Source organism: Sodalis sp. RH14, assembly GCF_047324285.1.
Taxonomy (GTDB): Bacteria; Pseudomonadota; Gammaproteobacteria; order Enterobacterales; family Enterobacteriaceae; genus Acerihabitans.
Genome location: NZ_CP178739.1, coordinates 4,245,519 through 4,268,613 on the forward strand (window position 1 = coordinate 4,245,519; position 23,095 = coordinate 4,268,613).

Here is a 23,095-nt window from a genome sequence, read left to right on the forward strand (position 1 = left end):
ACCGCGCGTCGCCGTAGTGCTCCCGAGTAGCAAAAATAATATCAATCCAGCCGCCATGAAAACAACTTCTGCGCTACGGAAAAAAAGAGTGAAATGACGAGCTGCTAATTATTCCCGTAATAAAGAGGATCCGGCTGCCTAATGGGTCAACCATCGCAGATTACACTTAAAATGCCTTTTTTGTCCTGATAAAAAGAGAGTAAGCATTTGTTAATGAATGGTAAAAATTAATCAGCACCTTTGGACAAACAGCTGTTTATCAACCATTTACAACCTATAAGCTTTATGTATCTTAACCAGGTGATAACATCACTTTTTAGTTTACTTAGCCGTTGACGGCTAATAGAATCAAAAACGCTAAGCAGACAGTATTGGGCTCAAAGCAACCTCAATAATATTGCCCTGCGGTATACTTAATTTTCTTAAATAGAGACACTGCGCATGAAAGAGCATTTCATCGCACCCCTTTGCATGAATTTGTTGGCATCGTCCCAACGGCAAACGGCTGCGAATAACGCCCCGGTGGATGTTGTCCTGATCGGCGGTGGAGTCATGAGCGCTACGCTTGGAACCTACCTTAAGGAACTTGAGCCAGACTGGACCATCAATATGTATGAGCGTCTGGATAAGACCGCGGAAGAGAGCTCCAATGGCTGGAATAACGCCGGCACCGGCCATGCGGCGTACTGCGAGTTAAATTACACCCCGGAAATGGCCGACGGCTCGATTGATATCACCAAAGCGGTGGCGGTCAACGAGGCGTATGAAATTTCCCGCCAATTCTGGGCCTATCTGGTAAAAAATAATATTCTCGGCGCCCCCAAATCCTTTATTAATAACGTTCCCCATATGAGTTTTGTCTGGGGGGAGGAAAACGTTAATTTCCTGCGCAAGCGTTATGCCGCGTTGCAGGGCAGCACGTTATTCCAGGGCATGGAATATACCGAGGACAGCCACGTCATCAGGCAGTGGGCGCCGATGATCATGGCGGGCCGCGACACGTTCCAAAAGGTGGCGGCCACGCGCATGGCCATGGGCACCGACGTCAACTTCGGCGAACTGACGCGGCAGATGCTCGCCGCGCTGGAACGGCGGCCGAACGTTAACCTGCACCTGCGCCACGACGTGCTGGATATCAGCCGCAACGACGACAGTACCTGGACGGTAAAAGTCGCCGACCTGAACAACAACGGCCGGCAAAGCTCGGTGCGCGCACGCCATATTTTTATCGGCGCCGGCGGCGCGTCGCTGACGCTGCTGCAAAAATCCGGCATTCCCGAAGCCCGGGGTTATGCCGGCTTTCCGGTGGGCGGCAAATTCCTGGTGACCACCCGGCCTGAGGTGGTCAACGGCCATCTGGCGAAAGTTTACGGCAAGGCGTCGGTCGGCGCGCCGCCGATGTCGGTGCCGCATATCGATACCCGCATGCTGGACGGCGAGCGCACCCTGCTGTTCGGCCCCTACGCCACGTTCAGCAGTAAATTCCTTAAACGCGGCTCCTGGTTTGATTTGTTCGGTTCGCTGACGTGGCAGAACCTGATGCCGATGATCCGTGTCGGCCTGGATAATTTCGGCCTGCTGGGATACCTGGTGAGTCAATCGTTTATGTCGGATAAAAAACGGCTGGCGGCGCTGAAGGAATATTATCCCGAGGCCAGGCTGGAGGATTGGGAACTGACCGACGCGGGCCAGCGGGTGCAAATCATTAAAAAAGACGCCAGGAAAGGCGGCATCCTGCAGTTCGGCACCGAGGTGGTCAGCTCGGCGGACGGCAGTCTGTCGGCGCTGCTTGGCGCGTCGCCCGGCGCCTCGACCGCCGCGCCGATTATGCTGCAACTGCTTGAGAGCATGTTCAAAGAGCAGGCGGCCTCCCCCGCCTGGCGCGCCAAGCTCCAGGAAATCATCCCCTCCTACGGCCGCCCGCTCGACGGCAGCGTTGAAATGACCAATAAAATACGCGCCTATACCAGCGGGATCCTGCAGCTGGCCTGCGTCGAGGCTACCCAGGGCAGCGCCGCCGGGTCCGCCGGCCTGTGGGATACCTTGCCCAAAGCCATCTAGCCCACACAGCGGCCGGCTATGCGCCGGCCGCCCGCCGCGGCAAGCAAGCGCCCGGCGGTCATCGCGTTTTTTCCCCCGCCAAGCCGCCTTGCCCCGGCGGCCGGGTGCACGGACCCTGAACGCCCCTGTCCGCCGTTTGGCGATGGCGTATACATTGGCATTTAACTGAAATACTATGTGAACAAAGTACATGCTTTCCCTGCCGGCCATGGCATCACCGCCAAAGACGCCCGGGCAATCATCACCCTAAAGAAGGTATGCCATGCCGCTATCCCCGACACAAGAAAACAGCCCGGCATCGTCGTTATCCTCGCTGGCGGCGGTGCTGGCGCGCGGGGATTGGCAAAATCCCGGCGCGACCCATTACCGCAGGCTGCCCGCCCATCCGCCCTTCCATAGCTGGCGCGACGAGGAACTGGCGCGTCGGGACACCGAAAGCGAACAACGCCGTTCCCTGGACGGCGAATGGCGTTTCAGCTATTTCCCACGCCCCCAGGCGGTACCGGAAAGCTGGCTGGAGGACGATCTGCCCGGCGCGCAGGCCATGGCCGTGCCGTCAAACTGGCAAACCGCCGGTTATGACCGGCCCATTTATACCAATGTCAAATACCCTATCCCGGTCAATCCGCCCTATGTGCCCGAGGATAATCCCACTGGCTGCTATTCGCGGGATATTCTGCTGCCCGACGGCTGGGCCGGCCAGGGCCGGACGCGGATTATTTTCAACGGCGTTAATTCGGCGTTTTATTTGTGGTGCAACGGACACTGGGTGGGGTATTCGCAGGATAGCCGCCTGCCGGCGGAATTTGACCTGAGCGATTATGTGCATCAGGACCGCAACCGGCTTTGTGTTTTAGTGTTGCGCTGGAGCGACGGCAGCTATCTGGAAGATCAGGATATGTGGCGTATGAGCGGCATTTTCCGCCCGGTGTCCCTGCTGCATAAACCGCCGGTCGGTTTTACGGATATCCGTATTCACACCCGGCTGGATGCCCTGTTGCATGACGCCGTGCTGGACGTGGACATCGCGATTACCCCTCAGGCCGCCGGCGCCGCCTCGGACTATAGCGTCGAGGTCGCCCTCTGGCGGGGTGACCTGCGCGTGGCCGCTCAATGTTCTGCGCTCGGCAGCGCGATAATCGACGAGCGCGGCCGCTATCCGGAGCGGGTTACCCTGGCGCTGCCGGTGGCCGCGCCGCGCCTGTGGAGCGCCGAAACGCCGGATTTATACCGGGCGGTGGTGGCGCTGCGCGACGGCCGGGGCGCGCTGGTGGAAGCCGAGGCATATGACGTAGGCTTTCGCCGGGTGGAGATACGCGACGGCCTGCTGCGCCTTAACGGCCAGCCGCTGCTGATCCGCGGCGTTAACCGTCACGAGCATCACCCGGCCCATGGCCAGGTCATGGACGAAGAAACGATGCGCCGGGATATCCTGTTGCTGAAACAGAATAATTTCAACGCGGTGCGCTGTTCGCATTACCCCAACCATCCGCTGTGGTATCGGTTATGCGATCGGTATGGCCTGTACGTGGTGGATGAAGCCAATATCGAAACGCACGGCATGGAACCCATGAGCCGGCTGGCCGACGACCCGGCCTGGTTTGCGGCATTCAGCGAACGGGTTACGCGCATGGTGCAATGCAACGGCAATCATGCCAGCATCATCATCTGGTCGCTGGGTAACGAGTCCGGCCACGGCGCCACCCATGACGCCTTGTATCAGTGGGTGAAAGCCCATGATCCCAGCCGGCCGGTGCAGTATGAAGGGGGCGGGGCCAATACCCGCGCCACCGATATCATCTGCCCGATGTATGCGCGCGTCGATGAAGATCAGCCGTTCCCGGCGGTGCCGAAATGGTCGATAAAAAAATGGATCGGCCTGCCCGATGAGCAGCGTCCGCTGATTTTATGCGAGTATGCCCACGCCATGGGCAACAGCCTGGGTGGTTTTGCCGCGTATTGGCGCGCCTTCCGCCAGCATCCGCGCCTGCAGGGCGGCTTTATCTGGGACTGGGCGGATCAGGCGCTCGAGCGCCAGGACGGCGAAGGCCGGATGTTCTGGGCCTACGGCGGCGATTTCGGCGATACCCCAAACGATCGCCAGTTCTGCCTTAACGGCCTGGTGTTTCCCGACCGCACCCCTCATCCGGCCCTGGTGGAGGCAAAGCACCAGCAGCAGTTTTTCCAGTTCCGCCTGCTGGACACCCGGCCGCTGAAAATAGACGTCGCCAGCGAATATCTGTTTCGCGCCAGCGATAACGAGCTGCTGCGCTGGACCCTTGAATGCGACGGCGATCCGCTGTTAAGCGGCGCGACGCCGCTGCGGCTGGCGCCGGGGCAACACGCCGCGCTGACGTTAGGCGACCTTCCGCCGCAGGCGGAAAAGGCGGGCGAATGGTATCTGCGCGTCAGCGTCGAGCAGCCTGCCGCCACCCCCTGGTCCCCCGCCGGACATCAGGCGGCTTGGGCGCACTGGAAACTGGCCCGCGGGTTTATGGCGCCCATCGTCCCCGGCCCCTCCCGCCCGACGGACGAAACGCCCAGTCTGACTGAGAATGCCGGCGAGTTTATCGTCCGCCATCACGATCAGCGCTGGGTGGTGGATAAACAGCGCGGCCAGTTAACCCAGTGGTATCGCGGCGACGCGCCGGGTCTGCTCAGCCCCTTAACCGATCAGTTTATCCGCGCGCCGCTGGATAACGATATCGGCATCAGCGAAGCGGACTGCGTCGACCCCAACGCCTGGGTGGAGCGCTGGCGCGCCGCCGGCCTGTATGACCTTGAGCACCGCTGCCTGCGGCTTTGCGCCGATCAATTGGCGGATCGGGTTGTGTTCGAGGCGGTACACGGCTATTTCCACCAGGATCGCCTGCTGCTGCAAAGTCACTGGCACACGACCATCGACCATGCCGGCCAGATGGAAAACCGGGTCCGGGTGGTGGTGTCGCCGTCCCTGCCGCCCCTGGCGCGCGTCGGCGCGGCATGCCAGCTCGCCCCCGGCGCGCAGGAGGTGTCCTGGCTGGGGCTGGGGCCGCACGAAAACTATCCCGATCGCCTCGCCTCGGCGCAATTCTCCCGCTGGCGCTTGCCGCTGGATAAGATGTATACGCCTTATATTTTCCCGGTGGAAAACGGCCTGCGCTGTTTTACCCGTGAAGTGGCCTTCGGCGACTGGCGGATTGACGGCAATTTCCATTTTTCCCTTAGCCCCTACGGCACCGGGCAGCTCACCCGCGCCACCCACTGGCATTTGCTGCGACCGGAACCGGGCCTGTGGCTGCATCTGGACGCCCGCCATATGGGCGTGGGCGGCGATGACTCCTGGAGCCCGAGCGTGCATCAGGATTATCTGCTCTGTGAGCGGGAATATGATTACAGGTTGCGTTGGCGCCGGGTATCCCTTGACAGCGCGGCCATTTTATCGACAACACCGGTATCAACCTCGACCATACCGGACCGGGGAGGCGCCCATGACTGATGATACCAGGATAGTTATCCGTGCCATGACGCTTGCAAATAAAGAGGAATGGAAATTCCTCTGGCGCCGTTATTTAAGTTTTTACTCCACCATCCGCGACGATGCGCTATATGAGCATACCTTCGCGCGCCTGCTCGACCCGGCCTGCCCCGGCATGTTTGCCTATGTGGCGCTGTTGCAGGGGCATCTTATCGGCCTGGTCAATTGTATCGTGCACGATCACGGCTGGTATCATGAAAAAGTCGTGTACCTGCAGGACCTGTATGTGGAGGAATCGGCGCGCGGCAAAGGCGCGGGCCGGCAGTTGATCGAACGGGTTTACGCCCATGCGGACAGCCACGGCATGGCCAATGTGTACTGGACGACGCGCACCACGAACCATTCCGCCATGAAACTGTATGACAAGGTGGCCCATAAGACCGATTTTATCAAATACCAACGCTAGCCCCGCGGCGGGTGAGCCCGGTTTCTGGCGCGCCGCCCGCCACCGGCAACGACCTGCCGGCAGCCAAGGCTTAGCGATCCGCTTTGGTCGCGATGATAAAAACCCCTATACTTTAATAAAATGCTAATTATTGATAGGGGGTAAAATGGAAAACCTATACCGGCGGCACCTGAGCGTTATTCCACCCTATATACTGCGGCGCATTATCGAAAAAGGCAGCGAACACCAGCGCCAGTATGCCCGGCATACCCTGAACCATGTCTATAGCCTGATGGGACAGAACCCGGTGGCGGCCCGTTACCAGCCGACGGCGCAAGCCGGCACGGTGGAACGCGCCATTTATGACGCGCATAACACCACTAACCTGCCCGGCAAGGCGGTGCGGCGGGAAGGCCAGGCGGCGGGGAACGACGTTGCGGTCAATGAAGCCTACGATTACCTGGGCGTCACCTACGATTTTTATTGGCAGGTGTTCCAGCGCAACTCGCTGGACGCCAAAGGGTTGCCGCTGACCGGCACCGTGCATTACGGTACCGATTACCAAAATGCCTTCTGGAACGGTGAACAAATGATATTTGGCGATGGCGACGGTGAAATATTTAACCGATTTACCATCGCTATCGACGTGGTGGCCCATGAATTAACCCACGGCGTCACGGAATCCGAGGCGAATTTAATCTACTTTGAACAGGCGGGCGCGCTTAACGAGTCGCTGTCGGACGTCTTCGGTTCGCTGGTGAAACAATATCACCTGGGACAAACCGCCAAACAGGCCGACTGGATCATTGGCGCCGGTTTGCTGGCCGCCACCATCAAGGGCAAAGGGCTGCGCTCGATGGCCAAGCCCGGCAGCGCCTACGACGACCCGGTGCTCGGCAAGGATCCCCAGCCCGCCGACATGGCCGGTTTTGTGCACACCCGCGAGGACAATGGCGGCGTGCATCTCAACTCCGGCATTCCCAACCGGGCGTTTTACCTGGCGGCCATAGCCCTGGGCGGCCATGCCTGGGAAAAAGCGGGTGCTATCTGGTACGCCACGCTGTGCGATAGCCAGTTAAAACAAAACGCCGACTTCGCCGCTTTCGCCAGGCTGACTGTTAAACACGCCGGCGAGCGCTTTGCCGCTAAAGAGGCCAAGGCGGTGGAGCAGGCCTGGCACGAGGTGGGCGTATTGTCTTAAGGCCCGGGCCGTTCGCACCGGCAAGGGCCGGCATGCGGCCCGGAGTGGGTGTTGCGTTGGCATAATGCCGGGAGAGCCTGATGGACCTGTTATCTTTATTAAACGAGCATGCGGTAATTGAACTGTCGCGCGAGGGGGGCTTTGCCTATATTCCCAAGCTTGCCGCCCAGCAGCGTTTTGCCCTGTGCGACCTGTCGTCGGCGCAGCGGGAGCAATTGTGCCATCTGGTCAGCCGCGTGGCGCTGCTGGCCCAGCACAGCGGGCAGAACCGCGCGCCCGGCAGCGGCGATCAGCGGTTTTACCGCATCCTGATCGTCGGCCAACCGCCGGGAGAGGCGCAGCCGGCACAGGCCGAAATCGTGGTGCCGGAGAGCAGCGCGCCGCCGGAATTGGAAATTTTATGGCAAAAGGGGACGTTTTAAAGCGCGGCGTAATGCCAATCCACCCTTTTCCTGGAAATCAGGCCGTCGCCGCGCGGACAGAAATAATCCACCGCGCCGCAGGCCTTAAGCACGTCCAAGGGCTGCCCGCAGTCGGGACAGATAGCCTGCGCCTGAAAGCGGCGACGGCAATGCTCGCAAACCTGGTCTTCGCCGTCGGCCTGCATCGGACCGGCGCATACCGGACACCGTGGCGTCATGATCGCCTCCCCCTTGCCCACGTGTAGCCGCACCCGGCCGCAATTCACCCGCTTAGCGCGGACCCGGTGGGCATCGCGTGCTTATTTACTTTTTTTAATGTGACTAATCAAACGCTTGCGTTTACGCATCTGGTTCGGCGTCAGCTTGTTATGCTTGCCGGCGAACGGGTTTTCCCCTTCATTGAACTGGATGCGGATCGGCGTGCCCATGATTTCCAGCGAGCGGCGGAAATAATTCATCAGGTAGCGTTTATAGGAGTCCGGCAGGTTTTTGACCTGGGTGCCGTGGATCACCACAATCGGCGGATTATAACCGCCGGCATGGGCATATTTCGGTTTTACCCGGCGCCCGCGCACCAACGGCGGCTGATGCTCTTCCACCGCCATTTGCATGATTTTGGTCAGCATCGCGGTGCTGATGCGCTTGGTGGAGCAACGATAGGCTTCATTCACCGATTCGAACAGGTTGCCCACGCCGCTGCCGTGCAGGGCGGAAATAAAGTGCACCCGGGCAAAGTCGATAAAGCCCAGACGCATATCCAGGGTTTCCTTGACCTCGTCCTTGATCTCCTGCGTCAGGCCGTCCCATTTGTTCACCGCGATCACCAGCGATCGCCCGCTGTTAAGGATAAAGCCCAGCAGCGACAGGTCCTGATCCGAAATCCCCTCGCGGGCATCGATAATCAGCAGCACCACGTTGGCGTCTTCGATGGCCTGCAGGGTCTTGATCACCGAGAATTTCTCCACCGTCTCGGTAATCTTGCCGCGCTTGCGCACCCCGGCGGTATCGATAAGGATATATTCCCGCTCGTCGCGCACCATGGGGATATAGATACTGTCGCGGGTTGTGCCCGGCATATCGTAGACCACAACGCGATCCTCGCCCAGGATACGGTTGGTCAGGGTGGATTTGCCGACATTGGGACGCCCGACGATGGCCAGCTTGATCGGCAGGGACTGCGGATCGAACGCTTCTTCCTCGTCCTGCGGGATTTCGTAATCGTCCTCGTCTTCTTCGGTCCAGGGTTCCATGCCGGGATACTCGATAGGCTCCTCGACCGCGCCGCCATCGCCTACCAGCGGTAGCAAGACTTCTTCCATCAGGGCATTAACGCCGCGGCCATGGGAGGCGGCAATGGCGAAGACTTCACCCAGCCCGAGGGAATAAAAATCGCCCACCGCGCTCTCGGCATCAATGCCGTCGGTTTTGTTGGCTACCACCACCGTGGTTTTCTGCCTGCTGCGCAGGTGTTTGGCAATGCCCTGATCCGCCGCCATCAGTCCGGCGCGGCCGTCGACCAGGAACAGCACGATATCCGCTTCCTCGATCGCCACCAGCGACTGCCCGGCCATACGGGTTTCGACACCATCCTCGGTGCCGTCGATACCGCCGGTGTCAACGACGATATACTCATGGCCTTCCCATTCTGCACGACCATACTTGCGGTCACGCGTCAGCCCCGGAAAATCCGCCACCAACGCATCGCGGGTATGCGTTAACCGATTAAACAGGGTGGATTTTCCTACATTCGGGCGCCCGACCAGCGCGACGACAGGTATCATTGTTACAACCTCATCAGGTAATTTTTCTGTTTCAGCACTTAATCAGGCTGATTATATAAGACAAAACGGCTCCTGAACATGTCAGGAGCCGTTAATGACCCGCGCGCCCAGACGTCAGCGGCGGATAAGCACAGGCATTAGCGGGTAAAGGCGTACACCTCGCCGCCGTTGGCCTGCAACAGCAGCTTGCCGCCGGCAACCACCGGATTGCTTTGCAAGCCGGAGCTGTCCACCTTAACCTGCGCGACAAAACGTCCGTCGTCGGTATTGATCCAGTGCATATAGCCCTCCGAGTCGCCAACGACGATATACCCGTCGAACAGCACCGGCGACGTCAGGTTGCGGTGCAGCAGCTCGCTTTGGCGCCACAGGGTAACGCCGCCCTGGGTATCCAGCGCAATCAGGCGATCGTCCTGATCGACCAGGTAAATGCGGCCGCCTTCGACGATAAGATCGTTGACCGAACCGATTTCACGGCGCCAGATAATTTGCCCGGAACGCAGATCCAGCGCCGCCAGGTTGCCGTTATAGGCCAACGCGTAGACCACGTTATTGACCACCACCGGCGTCATGTTGACATCACCGAGACGCGCGATTTCCGTCGCGCCGCTCGGCTGGGAAATACGCTGCTGCCAGATCAGCTGGCCCTGGGTCATCATCACCGCGCTGACCCGGCCGTTATCGCCGCCGACGATGGCCGCGCCAAACGCCGGCGTCGGCGCCGATTCGCCGCGCAGGGTCAGCGGCGGCATATCGAGGTTAACCGTCCACTTCACGGCGCCGTCGGTTTCGTTAAGACCCTGCAGCATGCCGTTGCTGGTATGGACCAGCACCAGGCCGTCGCTGACCACCGGCGTCGACAAGGCTTCGCCCGCCACCTTGGCCTGCCAGGCGATGGTGCCGTCCTCGGCGTTCAGCGCATAGACCTGGGCCTTTTCGCTGCCGACGAAAACATGCCCGTTGGCCACGGCCAGGCCGCCGGATAACAGCGCGGGAAGATTACGCGACAGGAAGCCGGTCTTTTCCGACAGGTCCACCGACCAGATTTCCTTGCCGGTATCAATATCCATCGCGGTTACGGTACCGCGGCGGTCCGCGGCGAACACGCGGTTATCCTGCCAGGCGGGACGCAGGTTGGAGTAAAACTCGCCGGTACCATTACCGACCGAGCGGCTCCATACCTGGGTAGGCTGAAACTGATTGTCCACTTTCGGCAGCGGGGACATGGTCACCACATCTTCTTCACCGCTAAACCAGGAACAGCCGCTGAGCAAGGCAACGGAAATCAGACCTACGAAAAATGTTTTACGCAATTGCATGGGGTCCCTCTTAGCTGGACAGGTTATTCAGTTTCATGCGCAACAAGGCTTGTAATGCCTGAGGCGGGTTCGCTTTAAGCGCTTTATCGTACGCTTCACGCGCCGCTTGATTATTGCCTTTGATGACCTGCGCGTCGCCACGGGCATCTTCCACTAATGCCGACCAGCCGGCATGCGTTTCTTTTTCCAGGGTCTTCAGCGCGCCGTCGACGTTTTTCGCCTCGATCTGGACACGCGCCAGACGAATGTTTATCAGCGCCTGCAGGTTTTCTTCATTGGTCTGGGTCAGCGCTTTTTGCAGCTGCTTTTCGGCGGCGGCGAAATTACCGTTATCCACATAAAAACGCGCCAGATCCATGGAGGTCAGGGCGCCATAATTATTGTTGTTGGCGTCGGCGAATTTCTGCGCTGCGTCGACGGCGGGCGGGGCGGCGTCGTGGGTCAGCGCCGTGTTCACCTGCTGCCATGACGCAGACGACGCCATCATGGCGTCATTTTGATGGTTATGCCAATAACGCCAGCCCACCAACGCGGCGATACCGATGACCACGCCGATAACCAGCGCTTTACCGTTATCCGCAAAGAACCGACTGAGCGCTTCGCGCTGTTCGTTTTCCGAGCTGTAGACTTCCACGTGGTCCTTCTCCTTAACCTAATATCGATGCCAGGCGCGCCGCGACATCGCTTTGCGCCAGCGTTTCCTGGTCGCCCGTGGCCAAATTCTTCATCACCACCTGTTGGGCGGCGACTTCGTCCTCACCGAGCACCAGGGCCAGGCGCGCGCCCCATTTGTCGGCCCGGCCGAACTGCTTCTTAAAATTACCGCCGCCGTAATTGGTCATTAACCGCAGGTCGGGCAAGGCGTCGCGGATTTGCTCCGCCAGCGCCATTGCCGCGCCCTGGGTCTCATTGCCGGAGGAAATGAGGTAGACATCCACCACCGCCCTGGGCTTGAACTGCGGGTTCGCTTCCCGCACCAGCAGCACCAGGCGCTCCAGCCCCATGGCAAACCCTACCGCCGGCGTGGCGCGCCCGCCCAGTTGCTCGACCAGCCCGTCGTAACGGCCGCCGGCGCAGACGGTGCCCTGCGCGCCAAGGCTGGTGGTGACCCATTCAAAAACGGTACGGTTATAATAATCCAGGCCGCGCACTAAACGCGGATTAACCGTATATGGGATACCGGCCCGCGCTAAAAGTTCACACAGGCCGTCAAAGTGTTCGCGCGACTCGTCGTCAAGGTAGTCGGTCAAGACCGGCGCATCGTTCAGCAAGGCCTGGATGCCGGCATTTTTGGAGTCAAGTACGCGCAGCGGATTGGTATGCATGCGCCGGCGGCAATCATCGTCCAGCGCCTCCTCATGCTGCTCGAGGAAAGCCACCAGCGCCTCGCGATACCGCGCGCGCGCGTCCAGCGAGCCGATGGAATTCAGTTCCAGCGCCACATGTCCGTCGATGCCCAGCGCCCGCCACCAGCGCGCGGTCAGCAAAATCAGCTCCGCATCGACATCCGGCCCCGCCAGGCCGAACACCTCGACGCCCAGCTGATGGAACTGGCGATAGCGGCCTTTTTGCGGGCGCTCATAGCGGAACATCGGGCCAATATACCACAACCGCTGTTCCTGGTTGTACAGCAAGCCGTGTTCAATCCCCGCGCGCACGCAGCCCGCCGTGCCTTCCGGGCGCAGCGTCAGGCTTTCGCCGTTGCGATCCTCGAAGGTGTACATCTCTTTTTCCACGACATCGGTTACCTCGCCGATGGCGCGCTTGAACAAGGGCGTCTGCTCAACGATGGGCAGGCGAATTTCGCTATAACCGTAACCGGCCAGGACGTTCTTAAGCGTGCCTTCAATGCGCTGCCAGACAGCCGTATCTTCCGGCAAATAGTCGTTCATGCCGCGAATGGCCTGGATGTTCTTTGCCATGTCGATTCTCTTCGGGTTTTGAGTTACTTATCAATCAAATTAACGGTAATGCGATTGCTTTCATCAAGCATTGCCGCCTTAGCGCGAATTTTAGCCTCGAGCTGATCTATCATCTGCTCGTTATCAAAACGATCCCGCTGGCGCACGCCGTCTTCATAGAAACCGCTTTTATTATGGCCGCCGGTAACGCCGATGGTCGAGACCAGGGCTTCGCCCGGACCGTTAACCACGCAGCCGATAATCGAGATGTCCATCGGCGTGACAATGTCCTCGAGGCGCTGTTCGAGGGCGTTGACGGTGCCGATGACATCAAACTCCTGCCGCGAGCAGGTCGGGCAGGCGATAAAATTGATGCCGCGCGCGCGGATGCGCAGGGACTTGAGGATATCGAATCCCACCTTCACTTCCTCAACCGGGTCGGCCGCCAGCGAGATACGCAGGGTGTCGCCGATGCCCTCGCTCAGCAGCATCCCCAGGCCGATGGCGGATTTCACCGAGCCGCTGCGCATGCCGCCCGCTTCGGTAATGCCCAGATGCAGGGGCTGCCCGATGCGCGCGGCCAGCAAGCGGTAGGACTGCACCGCCAGGAAAACGTCGGACGCCTTGACGCTGACCTTAAACTGGTCAAAATTCAGTTTTTCCAGGATATCCACATGGCGCATGGCCGATTCCAGCAGGGCCTCGGGCGTGGGTTCGCCATACTTTTCCTGGATATCCCGTTCCAGCGAGCCGGCGTTGACGCCGATGCGGATCGGGATGTTTTTATCGCGGGCGCAGTCCACCACCGCGCGGATGCGCGCCTCGCTGCCGATATTGCCGGGGTTGATGCGCAGGCAATCGACGCCGTACTCCGCCACTTTCAGCGCGATGCGGTAATCAAAATGGATATCGGCCACCAGGGGAACATTGACCTGCTGCTTGATAAGCCGGAAAGCCTCCGCCGCATCCATGGTGGGTACGGAAACGCGCACGATATCGACGCCCACGCGCTCAAGCGCCTGGATTTGTTTCACCGTCGCCGCCACGTCGGTGGTGCGGGTATTGGTCATCGACTGCACGGCAATAGGCGCGCCGTCGCCGATGGGCACGTTGCCTACGTTAATCCGGGTCGATTTGCGGCGGTTAATGGGTGCTTTATTATGCATTATGTTCTCTCCATAATTGCCGAACAGAAGCTTAGTTAGCCGCTATTGTAAATCGGGCAACCTGGTTTGACCTGACATAACGGCTAAGATCAACCGGCTTGCCCTGGAACTCAATCTGTACCGCGGCCGGCGCGCCGATTTTCAATTTATAGGGGGCCTGACCCGCCAGGTTAAGCTTGCCGCCGCTGCGCTGGGTGCCGCTGAACAGCTTCTTGCCGCTGGCATCCGAGACTTCGAGCCAGCAATCCGCGGTAAAATTCATCACCAGTCCGCCGCCGGCGGTGGTGTCGGACGGCGCCGGCGCGGGCTGTGATTCAGCCGGGGTGGGCGTGGGGGCGGAGCTTGCCGCGCTGTTGGGGGCCGGCACGGCCGCGCCCTGGGGCGTGGCGGGCTGGGGCGTTGCTGGCTGCGCCGCGGCGGGCGACTGGGCTAGCGGCACCGAATGCGCTTCGCTCTCCGCAGGCTGGTCGGCGGGGGGTTGCCCCACCTCGTCGGTGGACGTATTGTCGCCGCCGTTCTGGGCGGCGGCGGTATTATCGCTATCCGCCCCCGTCGCGAGCCGGTTGGAGGACTGATCGGCCATATCGGTAATATCCTGCTGCTGCGCCTGGTGATTTTGCCACCACCACGCACCGGTCAGGCCGATGACCACGAATAAAATCAGCCAGGTGAACCCCATCAGCCAGCCGTCCCGCTTTTTGCGGGTTTTCCCGAGGGAAAAACTCTGCATCGGAGCAACCTTCGAGGCCCGGATCGGCGCCTGTTTCGCCATCATCGGCAGGAGTTCTTCCTCAGAGACATGGACCAATCGGGCATAGGAGCGGATGTAGCCGCGTAAAAAGGTCGAAGCCAGGTTGGGGTTGGCTTTATCCTCTTCTATTTCCCTGACGGTAGTGACCTTCAGGCACAGGCGTTCCGCCACGGCCTGCTGGCTCAAACCCATTTGTTCACGGGCCTGACGCAGGCGTCCGCCTGTCGTCGTCGGTACTGCTTGATCTTGGAGGGCTTCAGTATTCATTAGCTAGGAACTGCTGGTACTGTTTAGATTGTGGAAAACTTCGCGCAAGCCGTGCGCCATAACGTTGTACGTCATTCTGGCGTCCCGCTAACGCAGCGAAACGAATCTGTAACCATAAACTTTCAGCGCTTGCCGGAAGAATATGCTGATAAACATCCAATAATAGTTGTGCTTTGTCGCCTTTCCCTTCACTGAATTGCCGGTCTGCTTCCGCCAGCAAAGGCACGCCTTTCTCCGGATCGTATTTTAGCGCGCGGCTGAGCAACGTCCGCGCCTCTTCTTTTTGGCCGGCCTTATAAAAGCAATAACCGGCGTTTTCCAGGCTGTCGGCAACCAGACCATAATCCGCCGCTTGCGCCGCGGCGGCAAACTGTTGTTGCGCCGGTACATACTGCCCTAAACTACATAAAAACGCACCGTAATTATTCAGAACAGTGGCGTTTTGCGGCGCCAGTTTCAGCGCCAGCCGGTAACGGCTGTCAGCGGCGTCGTTTTCACCGACCCGCTGCTCATAAAGCGCCATGCCCAGCTGCGTACGGTAATCGTCCGGCGCCGCTTTGACCGCCTTGGCGAGATTTTGCCGCGCCGCGTCAAGGTTATTGGCGGCCAGGTACTCCATGCCCAGCTGCAAACGCGTTTGCGCGGACTGGGCGGAAACATCGGTCGGCGGTTTTTCGCCGGCGCATCCATTCAATAAGGCAATAACCACTACTGCTGCTATCCCACTTAACCGCGTCAGCGTCATGCTTGTTCCCTTTATCCTGTTCTGTGAGCGTCCATGCCGTTAATCAAGGCGCGCGGACTCAATCCCGATGCCGTTTCCCGGCGTCAAACCGCCTTGACGTCGATCGGCTGGCCCGCCATACGCTTGCGCAGCGTTCTTTTGGTGCGATCGATGACGTCGCCGGCCAGCTGGCCGCAGGCGGCGTCGATATCGTCGCCCCGGGTCTTACGCACGATCGTGGTAAAACCATATTCCATTAATACTTTTGAAAACCGATCGATGCGGCTGTTGGAACTACGGCCGTAGGGCGCCCCGGGGAAGGGATTCCAGGGGATCAGGTTGATCTTGCACGGCGTGTCTTTCAGGCATTCCGCCAGTTGGTGGGCATGTTCAGTGCCGTCGTTGATATGATCCAGCATGACGTATTCCACCGTGACCCGTCCCTGGTTGGCATTGGATTTATCCAGGTAACGCCGCACCGAGCCGAGGAACGTTTCGATATTGTACTTTTTATTAATCGGCACGATTTCATCACGGATGGCATCGGTGGGCGCGTGCAGGGAAATAGCCAGCGCCACGTCAATCATTTCACCGAGCTTATCCAACGCCGGCACCACGCCCGAGGTCGACAGCGTCACCCGGCGCTTGGACAGGCCGAAGCCAAAATCGTCCATCATGATTTCCATTGCCGGCACCACATTGTTGAGGTTCAGCAGCGGTTCGCCCATGCCCATCATCACCACGTTGGTGATCGGACGCTGGCCGGTGACGCCGACGGCGCCGATAATCCTGGCGGCGCGCCATACCTGGCCGATAATTTCCGATACGCGCAGGTTGCGGTTGAACCCCTGCTGGCCCGTGGAGCAGAAAGTGCATTGCAGCGCGCAGCCCACCTGCGACGACACGCACAGGGTGGCGCGATCGTCTTCCGGGATATAGACCGTTTCCACCTGCTGGTCGCCGACCTTGATGGCCCATTTGATGGTGCCGTCGGTGGAGCGCTGCTCGGTCGCCACTTCGGGCGCGCGGATTTCGGTCAGCTCTTTTAACCTGGCGCGCAGATGTTTGTTGATGTCGGTCATCTGGTCGAAATCATCGCAGCAATAGTGATACATCCACTTCATCACCTGATCGGCGCGAAAGGGTTTTTCACCCAGGCCGGCGAAGAATTCCCGCATCTGCTGGCGGTTCATGTCCAGCAGGTTCAGTTTTTGATGGGCGGACGCGCCAGCCGGTGGCGCCGATGCGGGCGCGTCGGACAAGGCGTCCGAGACTGCCGCGGTGATAAGTTGTTCTGACATAATGTAGAAATGCCTCGTTATTACACGTTATGGCGTGGAAAAGATAAAAAAAGCCCCGGAGAGAGTGCGGACTAACTCCTCGTCAACTCCTGATCCGGGGCGCATTGGAAATAGATTTTAGCGCAGAGCCGCGCGGCTTAAAAGCATAAGCCCGGCTTTTTTATCGATAATGCGCGACGCTTAGCGTGTGCGCGGGCAGATTTCGTCATCACTGAAGAAATAAGCAATTTCCCGCGCGGCGGATTCCGCCGAGTCGGAACCATGCACCGCGTTTTCGGTAAAGCTGTCTGCGTAGTCGGCGCGCAGGGTGCCGGCCAGGGCGTTGGCCGGGTTGGTGGCGCCCATGATGTCGCGGTGACGGTGCACGGCGTTTTCACTTTCCAGTACCTGGACCATAACCGGTCCGGAGATCATAAAACCCACCAGTCCATCAAAGAAGGGTTTGCCCTGGTGCTCGGCGTAAAAACCTTCAGCCTGTTCGCGGGTAAGGTGCAACATTTTTGCTGCAACCAGAGTAAAACCGGCGCTTTCATAACGGTTAAAAATCGCGCCAATGGCATTCTTTGCCACCGCATTGGGTTTTAAGATGGATAAAGTACGTTCTATCGACATTATGACCTCTATGTTACACAGCAATGGAAGACCGGGTTAATCAGTTGTTATGCCGGCCTGTTTAAGTGGCGCAGATTATAGGGATCGGACAGCCGCTTGCCTACCAGAAATGCAACATTCCATTAAAAAAAATGCAGCTTATTCCCTACTTTTCAAGGGGCTATTCTATTTTCCATAAATAAAAAATAAATTCTAGCGTAATTTTCATCCAACCGGCGAGATTGTCCCGCCGGGACGCCGACGTGGGCTAAGTGCTTGAGGCCGACGCAATTTATGCGCAGGACGTTAACATTATCATCGGGACGAAAACGCGTCCTATCCGTCATTTTCCGCGTTTAGGCCGTGCAAAGCCGGTTTCGGCGCCGGCATGCGGATAACGGCGGCGGCCAGCGCCGTCTTCCTCTTGTCCGGCGCGGAAAAATCGCTGACAATGCCGGTTATCTTACCGCTGCGCGGCGGGCGCCTCTGCGCCCGCCGGGCCGTTACCGGAGAGCCCGCATGAATTCATCCCTGTTTGTTGCCCCAGACTGGCTGGCCGAGCGCCTGGACGATCCCGAGGTAAGGGTTATCGATGCCCGTATGCTGCCGCCAGGCTACCAGGGGCCGCGCGACCTTTATCAGGAGTATCTCGACGGACATTTGCCGGGGGCGGTTTTTTTTGATGTGGAAGCCCTCTCGGACAACGCCAGCCCCCTGCCCCATATGCTGCCGCGCCCGGAGGATTTTGCCCGCGACATGGCGCAGTTGGGCATCAGCGATGACCAGCACCTGGTGATTTACGACGACGGCTCGCTGTTTTCCGCGCCCAGGGTATGGTGGATGCTGCGTATTGCCGGCGTCGGACAGGTGTCGTTGCTGGCGGGCGGACTGGCGGGGTGGCGGCAGGCCGGCCTGCCGCTGGCGCAGGGTCCGGTGCCCGCGGCGCCGGGCGTCTTTACGGGCCGGTTTGCCGCGGACAAAGTCCGGGATATAGCCCAGATGCGGCGCCTCATCGCCGGACGGTCGGCGCAGATTGTCGATGCCCGCCCCGCCGCCCGCTTCAGCGGACAGGCGCCTGAACCGCGTCCCGGCCTGCGCATGGGCCATATCCCCGGCAGCGTCAATGTGCCCTGGAACACGCTGGTGGCGGACGGGCGGTTAAAATCCGCTGACGCGCTGCGGGCGCTGTTCGCCGATGCGGGGGTGGATTTGCGCCGGCCGCTGGTGGCCAGCTGCGGGTCCGGTGTTACCGCCGCGGTGGTGGTGCTGGCGCTGACGGCCCTGGGGGTGGAGGATGTGGCGCTGTACGACGGGTCCTGGAGCGAATGGGGCGGTCGGGACGATGTCCCCGTCGCCGACTGAGTTGGCGTGACGTCCGAAACGGGCATGGCGGGCAGGAAGAATAACGCGTAGCGCGCCGGCAGTGTTTTGCCGTCACAGGCGGCGCCCCCGGCGCGGGCGCGGGGACGCGATGTCAATGTTTGCCGCTGTCGCGCACGGTGCGCAGCCAACTGCCCCATTTGCGCTCGTAAAACGGCGTAATATGATGGATAAAGTAGTGGCTGATGCCCGGTTCCTCCTGTCCGACCAGGCAGATATCCACCGGCTCCTCGTCCGGCGCGGTATCGGTGGCAACCCGCCCCACCGCCTGGATGGTCGCTTCCTCATCGCCCTCGCACTCCAGCCCAATCAGCCAGTGCGGCTTCTCCTGCGGGGAGTCCTGCACCTGGACGACAAACGCCCGGCGCACCTGCTTGATATCCGCGAATAGCCGGGTGAGCGAGTCGATCATCTGCGCGGGTTTTTCCGCCGGATCGCTTAGCGTAATACGCATTTCGCCCTCCAGGATCTCCCGCTCGGTCAAGGCGTCGCCTTCATTCATCATAAGGGCGGTAATTTCATCCGGCCCGAAGGCTTTGCCGTACGGCAGCTTAGGGTTCAGGAACAGCTCCGCGCCGGCGGTCATGGCAAACAGGGTGCGGGCGGGCAGCGCCAGGAACGGCTGGGTCTGGCTCACGGCCTGTTGCAGTGCGTCAAGTGAGGTAAAAAAAGGAATGGCGGTGGTGCCGTCCGGTTTTTCCCAGTGCTGCAAATTGACCGGCTGTTCCCCGTCGTGGCGGGCGGCGCCGGCAATCCAGCCGTCCCCCGCGTCGCCGAGGACATACACCGTGGATTCCAGCAACAGGCTGAAAAAGGCCGGACGATGGGCCGGCTCGTTGGCCGCCAGCGCCAGCGCCTGTTCCAGCGCATTATCGAGGGATGCTTTCATGACGTATTTCCTGCAATCACGTCCCGGCCGCCGGCAGGGTCACCGCACGGCGGCCAGGGAAAACCAAAGCGACAGCATAACCGGCCTCAGGGCCGCCGGTGTGCCGCCAAATGCCCTATTATTCCGCCGCCTGGGCCAGCAACAGGTTGGCCAGGGTGCGGACGCCCAGTCCGGTGGCGCCGGCCGACCACTGGTCCACGGCGCTCTTGCGATAGGTCGCGGAACAGTCGATATGCAGCCAGCCCTGACGGTAGTTTTCGACAAAGTGCGACAGGAACGCCGCGGCGGTGCTGGCGCCGGCGCTATGCGCCGCGCCCGCCACGTTGCTCAGGTCGGCGAAATTGGACGGCAGCTGCGCGCGATGGAACTCCGCCAGCGGCAGGCGCCAGAACGGTTCGTTTTCCGCCGCCGCGCTCTCCAGCAACGATTGGGCCAGGACATCGTCAAAGCTGAATAAGGCGTGGAAATCATTGCCCAGCGCGGTCTTGGCGGCGCCGGTCAGCGTGGCGCAGTCGATGATAATGCGCGGTTTTTTCGCCGACGCGTCGATCAGGCCGTCCGCCAGCACCAGCCGCCCCTCGGCGTCGGTATTCATCACCTCGACGCTCTTACCGTTACGATAGCGGATGATATCGCCTAACTTGAAGGCGTTGCCGCTGACCATATTATCGGCGCAGCACAGATAAAGACGCACGCGCTGTTTCAGGCCGCGGGCGATGGCCAGCGCCAGCGCGCCGGTCACCGTGGCCGCGCCGCCCATATCGGACTTCATCGAATCCATAAAGCTGCTGCCTTTCAGGCTATAGCCGCCGGTATCGAAGGTAATGCCTTTCCCCACCAGGCAGGCCAGCACCGGCGCGTCGGGATTGCCGCCCGGGTTATAGTCCAGCGACAGCAGCACCGGCTGGCGATCGGAACCACGGCCGACGGTGTGCAAGCCCATATAGTTTTTGTCGCGCAAATCCTCGGCCTTGGTGATCTTATAGCTGATGTCGTCGCAGGCGACGGAGCACATAATATCCACCGCGCGCTGCGCCAGCTGTTCCGGCCCCAGCTCTTCCGCCGGGGTATTAATGGTGTGGCGTACCCAGTCGATGATCTTCAGCCGGTTATCCAGCTCCAGCCTGGCCGCGGCGTCAAGCTCGGGCCAGGATACCTCGCGCTGTCCCTTCGGCCCGCGATAGCCTTGCCAAAAGGACCAGCAGCCCTCGAGGTCCCAGAGTTCGCCGTCGAGGCGCACATGCCTGACGCCCTGCCCGTCGATTTTGCGCGCCGCGCGCTGGATCGCCGCCAGACGGTTTTCACCCGTCAGGTGGATGGTCATGCCGCGATCGTTCACGCTCAGCAGCGCTTTTTCGCCCCAGCGGGCGTCGGCGGGGGTGGTTGCCAGCATCACCGGCATCGCTTCGGTTGTCATAACCAGGCTCCTAGAGTTTTTATGTTTAATCCCATGCCGTGCGTATCCCGCGCGGTGACGGTTAATCGTGATTTGACAGGATATTACCTGAAAGGGCGGACGTTATCACCGGCCAGGATGACCAGCCGGGATGACAAGGAGATGACAGGAGCCGCTTAGCGGCGGACCCAGTCGGCGCCGCTGCGCTGCGCGCCCTGTTTGTACATGCCCCACTGCGGCGAAAGCTCACGCAGGCGGCCGATGGCCTGATGCACCACCTGGATGGCGTAGTCGATCTCTTCCGCGGTGGTATAACGCCCGAGCGAAAAACGAATGGAGCTGTGGGCCAGCTCGTCTTCCACGCCCAGGGCGCGTAGCACGTAGGACGGCTCCAGGCTGGCGGACGTGCAGGCGGACCCGGACGACACCGCCAGATCCTTTAACGCCATGATAAGCGATTCGCCATCCACGTAGTTAAAACCGACGTTAAGAATATTTGGCGCGCCCTGCGCCAGGTCGCCATTGAGATAGATTTCCTCGATATCCTTCAGCCCCTGCCACAAGCGGTCGCGCAGAGCCCGCAGGCGAGGCGTTTCGGTAGCCATTTCTTCTTTGGCGATGCGGTAGGCCTCGCCCATGCCGACAATCTGGTGCACCGGCAACGTGCCGGAACGCATGCCGCGCTCATGGCCGCCGCCATGCATCTGGGCGTCAATGCGTACCCGCGGCTTACGGCAAACATACAGCGCGCCGATGCCTTTCGGCCCATAAATTTTATGGCCGGAAAAAGACATCAGATCAACGTGCAGTTGGCTGAGATCGATAGGCAGCTTGCCGACGCTCTGGGTGGCGTCCACATGCAGCAGTATGCCGCGGCTGCGGCACAACTCGCCGAGCGCGGCGATATCCTGTATCACGCCGATTTCGTTGTTGACGTGCATGATGGACACCAGGATGGTGTCGGCGCGCATGGCGTCCTGCACCTGTTGCAGCAGAATAATACCGTTGCGCTGCGGCGCCAGGTAAGTGACCTCGAAACCCTCGCGCTCAAGCTCGGCGCAGGTATCAAGCACGGCTTTGTGTTCGGTTTGACTGGTGATGATATGGCGGCCTTTCCCTTGGTGAAAGGTGGCCGCGCCTTTGATCGCCAGGTTATCGGATTCTGTCGCGCCGGAGGTAAACACGATTTCGCGCGGGTCGGCGCCCACCAGCTCGGCTATCTGGTTGCGCGCAATGTCCACCGCTTCTTCGGCCTGCCAGCCAAAACGGTGCGAGCGGGAAGCGGGATTGCCGAAAGTACCGTCCATGGTGAGATACTGCATCATTTTTTCAGCCACACGCGGATCGGCTGGCGTGGTGGCGGAATAATCCAGGTAGATCGGTAGTTTCATTGCTCATATGCCCCTGAAACACTGCGTATATCGCAGCCGTCGTATTTCTGCTTATGCGCGCAGATTAACGTTAATGGTTTCCTGTATACGTCCGTTGGCGGTAGCGGTGCGGCGGATATCGTTGTTTTGCCGATCGGCCACGTCCAGGACTTCTTCGTTATTGACCAGTTCGGCCAGAGAGATATTATTGAGGAAATCACTGATGCGCACGCTGAGATCGCGCCACAGGGTGTGGGTCAGGCAGCGTTCGCCGTTTTGACAGGCTTCTTTTCCCTGGCAACGGGTGGCGTCGACGGATTCATCGACCGCGGTGATAATGGCGCCGACGGCAATCTGATCCGCCGCCTTGCCCAACAGATAACCGCCGCCCGGTCCGCGCACGCTGGCCACCAGGTCATGCTTGCGCAAGCGGGAAAACAGCTGTTCGAGATAAGAGAGGGAAATGCCCTGGCGTTCGGAAATTTCAGCGAGGGGAACTGGCCCCTCGTTGGAATGCAGCGCAACGTCGAGCATGGCGGTAACCGCATAACGGCCTTTGGATGTCAGTCTCATAATGGTGGTCCCGGTGGGTGAAATATCGTAAAAGTCTGCCATTCCTGACTAATTTAGTCAACTATTTAACCAACCGTTTTACTCAAGTATTCCCGTCCGA

General features: G+C 60.0%; 20 protein-coding genes. 6 read left to right on the forward strand and 14 right to left on the reverse strand.

Annotation, left to right across the window (positions count from 1 at the left end):
- Nucleotides 1-441: 441 nt before the first annotated feature.
- The 5 genes from mqo to ACL2XQ_RS19330 all read left to right on the forward strand — a co-directional run bounded on the left by mqo (nucleotide 442) and on the right by ACL2XQ_RS19330 (nucleotide 7,586).
- Nucleotides 442-2,061: a malate dehydrogenase (quinone) gene (mqo, locus tag ACL2XQ_RS19310; protein WP_410014018.1), complete on the forward strand. Its 1,620-nt coding sequence runs from the start codon at nucleotides 442-444 to the stop codon at nucleotides 2,059-2,061.
- A gap of 262 nt (nucleotides 2,062-2,323) precedes the next feature.
- Nucleotides 2,324-5,539: a beta-galactosidase gene (locus ACL2XQ_RS19315; protein ID WP_413739562.1), complete on the forward strand. Its 3,216-nt coding sequence runs from the start codon at nucleotides 2,324-2,326 to the stop codon at nucleotides 5,537-5,539.
- Complete coding sequence (locus tag ACL2XQ_RS19320) at nucleotides 5,532-5,984, forward strand: GNAT family N-acetyltransferase (RefSeq protein ID WP_413727862.1); 453 nt, start codon at nucleotides 5,532-5,534, stop codon at nucleotides 5,982-5,984. Before ACL2XQ_RS19315 ends, ACL2XQ_RS19320 begins: the two co-directional genes overlap by 8 nt.
- Nucleotides 5,985-6,129: 145 nt before the next feature.
- Nucleotides 6,130-7,164, forward strand: a complete 1,035-nt coding sequence (locus ACL2XQ_RS19325) for a M4 family metallopeptidase (RefSeq protein ID WP_410014015.1) — start codon at nucleotides 6,130-6,132, stop codon at nucleotides 7,162-7,164.
- 80 nt (nucleotides 7,165-7,244) lie between these two features.
- The gene (locus ACL2XQ_RS19330; protein ID WP_410014014.1) at nucleotides 7,245-7,586 is read left to right on the forward strand and encodes a protealysin inhibitor emfourin; all 342 of its coding nucleotides are present in this window, start codon (nucleotides 7,245-7,247) and stop codon (nucleotides 7,584-7,586) included.
- On the opposite strand, the gene ACL2XQ_RS19335 is transcribed toward ACL2XQ_RS19330, so the two are convergent.
- The 10 genes from ACL2XQ_RS19335 to ndk all read right to left on the reverse strand — a co-directional run bounded on the left by ACL2XQ_RS19335 (nucleotide 7,583) and on the right by ndk (nucleotide 17,408).
- Nucleotides 7,583-7,804, reverse strand: a complete 222-nt coding sequence (locus tag ACL2XQ_RS19335; protein WP_410014013.1) for a zinc ribbon domain-containing protein — start codon at nucleotides 7,802-7,804, stop codon at nucleotides 7,583-7,585. The two genes, ACL2XQ_RS19330 and ACL2XQ_RS19335, sit on opposite strands and share 4 nt — an antisense overlap.
- 81 nt (nucleotides 7,805-7,885) lie before the next feature.
- Nucleotides 7,886-9,367 (reverse strand): ribosome biogenesis GTPase Der, encoded by a 1,482-nt coding sequence (gene der, locus ACL2XQ_RS19340; protein WP_410014012.1) that lies wholly within the window; start codon nucleotides 9,365-9,367, stop codon nucleotides 7,886-7,888.
- Between the two features lie 137 nt (nucleotides 9,368-9,504).
- A complete protein-coding gene (gene bamB, locus ACL2XQ_RS19345) occupies nucleotides 9,505-10,686 on the reverse strand; it encodes an outer membrane protein assembly factor BamB (protein ID WP_410014011.1) in 1,182 nt (393 codons plus the stop codon).
- 10 nt (nucleotides 10,687-10,696) lie between these two features.
- On the reverse strand, nucleotides 10,697-11,320 hold the full coding sequence (locus ACL2XQ_RS19350; protein WP_410014010.1) for a YfgM family protein: 624 nt from the start codon (nucleotides 11,318-11,320) through the stop codon (nucleotides 10,697-10,699).
- A gap of 13 nt (nucleotides 11,321-11,333) precedes the next feature.
- On the reverse strand, nucleotides 11,334-12,608 hold the full coding sequence (hisS, locus tag ACL2XQ_RS19355) for a histidine--tRNA ligase (protein ID WP_410014009.1): 1,275 nt from the start codon (nucleotides 12,606-12,608) through the stop codon (nucleotides 11,334-11,336).
- A gap of 23 nt (nucleotides 12,609-12,631) precedes the next feature.
- Nucleotides 12,632-13,753: a flavodoxin-dependent (E)-4-hydroxy-3-methylbut-2-enyl-diphosphate synthase gene (gene ispG, locus ACL2XQ_RS19360; protein ID WP_410014008.1), complete on the reverse strand. Its 1,122-nt coding sequence runs from the start codon at nucleotides 13,751-13,753 to the stop codon at nucleotides 12,632-12,634.
- Between the two features lie 31 nt (nucleotides 13,754-13,784).
- Nucleotides 13,785-14,771 carry a cytoskeleton protein RodZ gene (gene rodZ, locus ACL2XQ_RS19365; RefSeq protein WP_410014007.1) on the reverse strand — a complete coding sequence of 329 codons (987 nt, stop codon included), beginning with the start codon at nucleotides 14,769-14,771 and terminating at the stop codon, nucleotides 13,785-13,787.
- Complete coding sequence (gene pilW / locus ACL2XQ_RS19370) at nucleotides 14,761-15,516, reverse strand: type IV pilus biogenesis/stability protein PilW (RefSeq protein WP_410014006.1); 756 nt, start codon at nucleotides 15,514-15,516, stop codon at nucleotides 14,761-14,763. Before pilW ends, rodZ begins: the two co-directional genes overlap by 11 nt.
- 83 nt (nucleotides 15,517-15,599) lie before the next feature.
- Nucleotides 15,600-16,796, reverse strand: coding sequence for a bifunctional tRNA (adenosine(37)-C2)-methyltransferase TrmG/ribosomal RNA large subunit methyltransferase RlmN (locus tag ACL2XQ_RS19375; protein ID WP_410014005.1), 1,197 nt, complete (start codon nucleotides 16,794-16,796; stop codon nucleotides 15,600-15,602).
- 180 nt (nucleotides 16,797-16,976) lie between these two features.
- On the reverse strand, nucleotides 16,977-17,408 hold the full coding sequence (gene ndk, locus ACL2XQ_RS19380) for a nucleoside-diphosphate kinase (protein ID WP_331122459.1): 432 nt from the start codon (nucleotides 17,406-17,408) through the stop codon (nucleotides 16,977-16,979).
- Between the two features lie 498 nt (nucleotides 17,409-17,906).
- Between ndk and sseA the strand changes: the two genes are divergently transcribed.
- Complete coding sequence (sseA, locus tag ACL2XQ_RS19385; RefSeq protein ID WP_413721176.1) at nucleotides 17,907-18,749, forward strand: 3-mercaptopyruvate sulfurtransferase; 843 nt, start codon at nucleotides 17,907-17,909, stop codon at nucleotides 18,747-18,749.
- A 112-nt stretch (nucleotides 18,750-18,861) separates the two neighbouring features.
- Here the strand turns inward: sseA and sseB are convergent, their stop codons facing one another.
- From sseB to iscR, 4 genes are all read right to left on the reverse strand, one after another.
- A complete protein-coding gene (gene sseB / locus ACL2XQ_RS19390; RefSeq protein ID WP_413721177.1) occupies nucleotides 18,862-19,656 on the reverse strand; it encodes an enhanced serine sensitivity protein SseB in 795 nt (264 codons plus the stop codon).
- A 118-nt stretch (nucleotides 19,657-19,774) separates the two neighbouring features.
- Nucleotides 19,775-21,073, reverse strand: a complete 1,299-nt coding sequence (pepB, locus tag ACL2XQ_RS19395; RefSeq protein WP_413721178.1) for an aminopeptidase PepB — start codon at nucleotides 21,071-21,073, stop codon at nucleotides 19,775-19,777.
- Between the two features lie 155 nt (nucleotides 21,074-21,228).
- Complete coding sequence (locus ACL2XQ_RS19400; protein WP_413721179.1) at nucleotides 21,229-22,443, reverse strand: IscS subfamily cysteine desulfurase; 1,215 nt, start codon at nucleotides 22,441-22,443, stop codon at nucleotides 21,229-21,231.
- A gap of 51 nt (nucleotides 22,444-22,494) precedes the next feature.
- A complete protein-coding gene (iscR, locus tag ACL2XQ_RS19405; protein ID WP_413721180.1) occupies nucleotides 22,495-22,995 on the reverse strand; it encodes a Fe-S cluster assembly transcriptional regulator IscR in 501 nt (166 codons plus the stop codon).
- Nucleotides 22,996-23,095 lie beyond the last annotated feature (100 nt).

Coding starts and splice junctions, on each gene's coding strand:
- ndk (WP_331122459.1), bottom strand. CDS start 17,408: ATGTCGATAGAACGTACTTTATCCATCTTAAAACCCAATGCGGTGGCA.
- ACL2XQ_RS19330 (WP_410014014.1), top strand. CDS start 7,245: ATGGACCTGTTATCTTTATTAAACGAGCATGCGGTAATTGAACTGTCG.
- ACL2XQ_RS19375 (WP_410014005.1), bottom strand. CDS start 16,796: ATGTCAGAACAACTTATCACCGCGGCAGTCTCGGACGCCTTGTCCGAC.
- ACL2XQ_RS19400 (WP_413721179.1), bottom strand. CDS start 22,443: ATGAAACTACCGATCTACCTGGATTATTCCGCCACCACGCCAGCCGAT.
- pepB (WP_413721178.1), bottom strand. CDS start 21,073: ATGACAACCGAAGCGATGCCGGTGATGCTGGCAACCACCCCCGCCGAC.
- sseB (WP_413721177.1), bottom strand. CDS start 19,656: ATGAAAGCATCCCTCGATAATGCGCTGGAACAGGCGCTGGCGCTGGCG.
- hisS (WP_410014009.1), bottom strand. CDS start 12,608: ATGGCAAAGAACATCCAGGCCATTCGCGGCATGAACGACTATTTGCCG.
- pilW (WP_410014006.1), bottom strand. CDS start 15,516: ATGACGCTGACGCGGTTAAGTGGGATAGCAGCAGTAGTGGTTATTGCC.
- ispG (WP_410014008.1), bottom strand. CDS start 13,753: ATGCATAATAAAGCACCCATTAACCGCCGCAAATCGACCCGGATTAAC.
- mqo (WP_410014018.1), top strand. CDS start 442: ATGAAAGAGCATTTCATCGCACCCCTTTGCATGAATTTGTTGGCATCG.
- ACL2XQ_RS19325 (WP_410014015.1), top strand. CDS start 6,130: ATGGAAAACCTATACCGGCGGCACCTGAGCGTTATTCCACCCTATATA.
- der (WP_410014012.1), bottom strand. CDS start 9,367: ATGATACCTGTCGTCGCGCTGGTCGGGCGCCCGAATGTAGGAAAATCC.
- iscR (WP_413721180.1), bottom strand. CDS start 22,995: ATGAGACTGACATCCAAAGGCCGTTATGCGGTTACCGCCATGCTCGAC.
- rodZ (WP_410014007.1), bottom strand. CDS start 14,771: ATGAATACTGAAGCCCTCCAAGATCAAGCAGTACCGACGACGACAGGC.
- ACL2XQ_RS19335 (WP_410014013.1), bottom strand. CDS start 7,804: ATGACGCCACGGTGTCCGGTATGCGCCGGTCCGATGCAGGCCGACGGC.
- bamB (WP_410014011.1), bottom strand. CDS start 10,686: ATGCAATTGCGTAAAACATTTTTCGTAGGTCTGATTTCCGTTGCCTTG.
- sseA (WP_413721176.1), top strand. CDS start 17,907: ATGAATTCATCCCTGTTTGTTGCCCCAGACTGGCTGGCCGAGCGCCTG.
- ACL2XQ_RS19320 (WP_413727862.1), top strand. CDS start 5,532: ATGACTGATGATACCAGGATAGTTATCCGTGCCATGACGCTTGCAAAT.
- ACL2XQ_RS19315 (WP_413739562.1), top strand. CDS start 2,324: ATGCCGCTATCCCCGACACAAGAAAACAGCCCGGCATCGTCGTTATCC.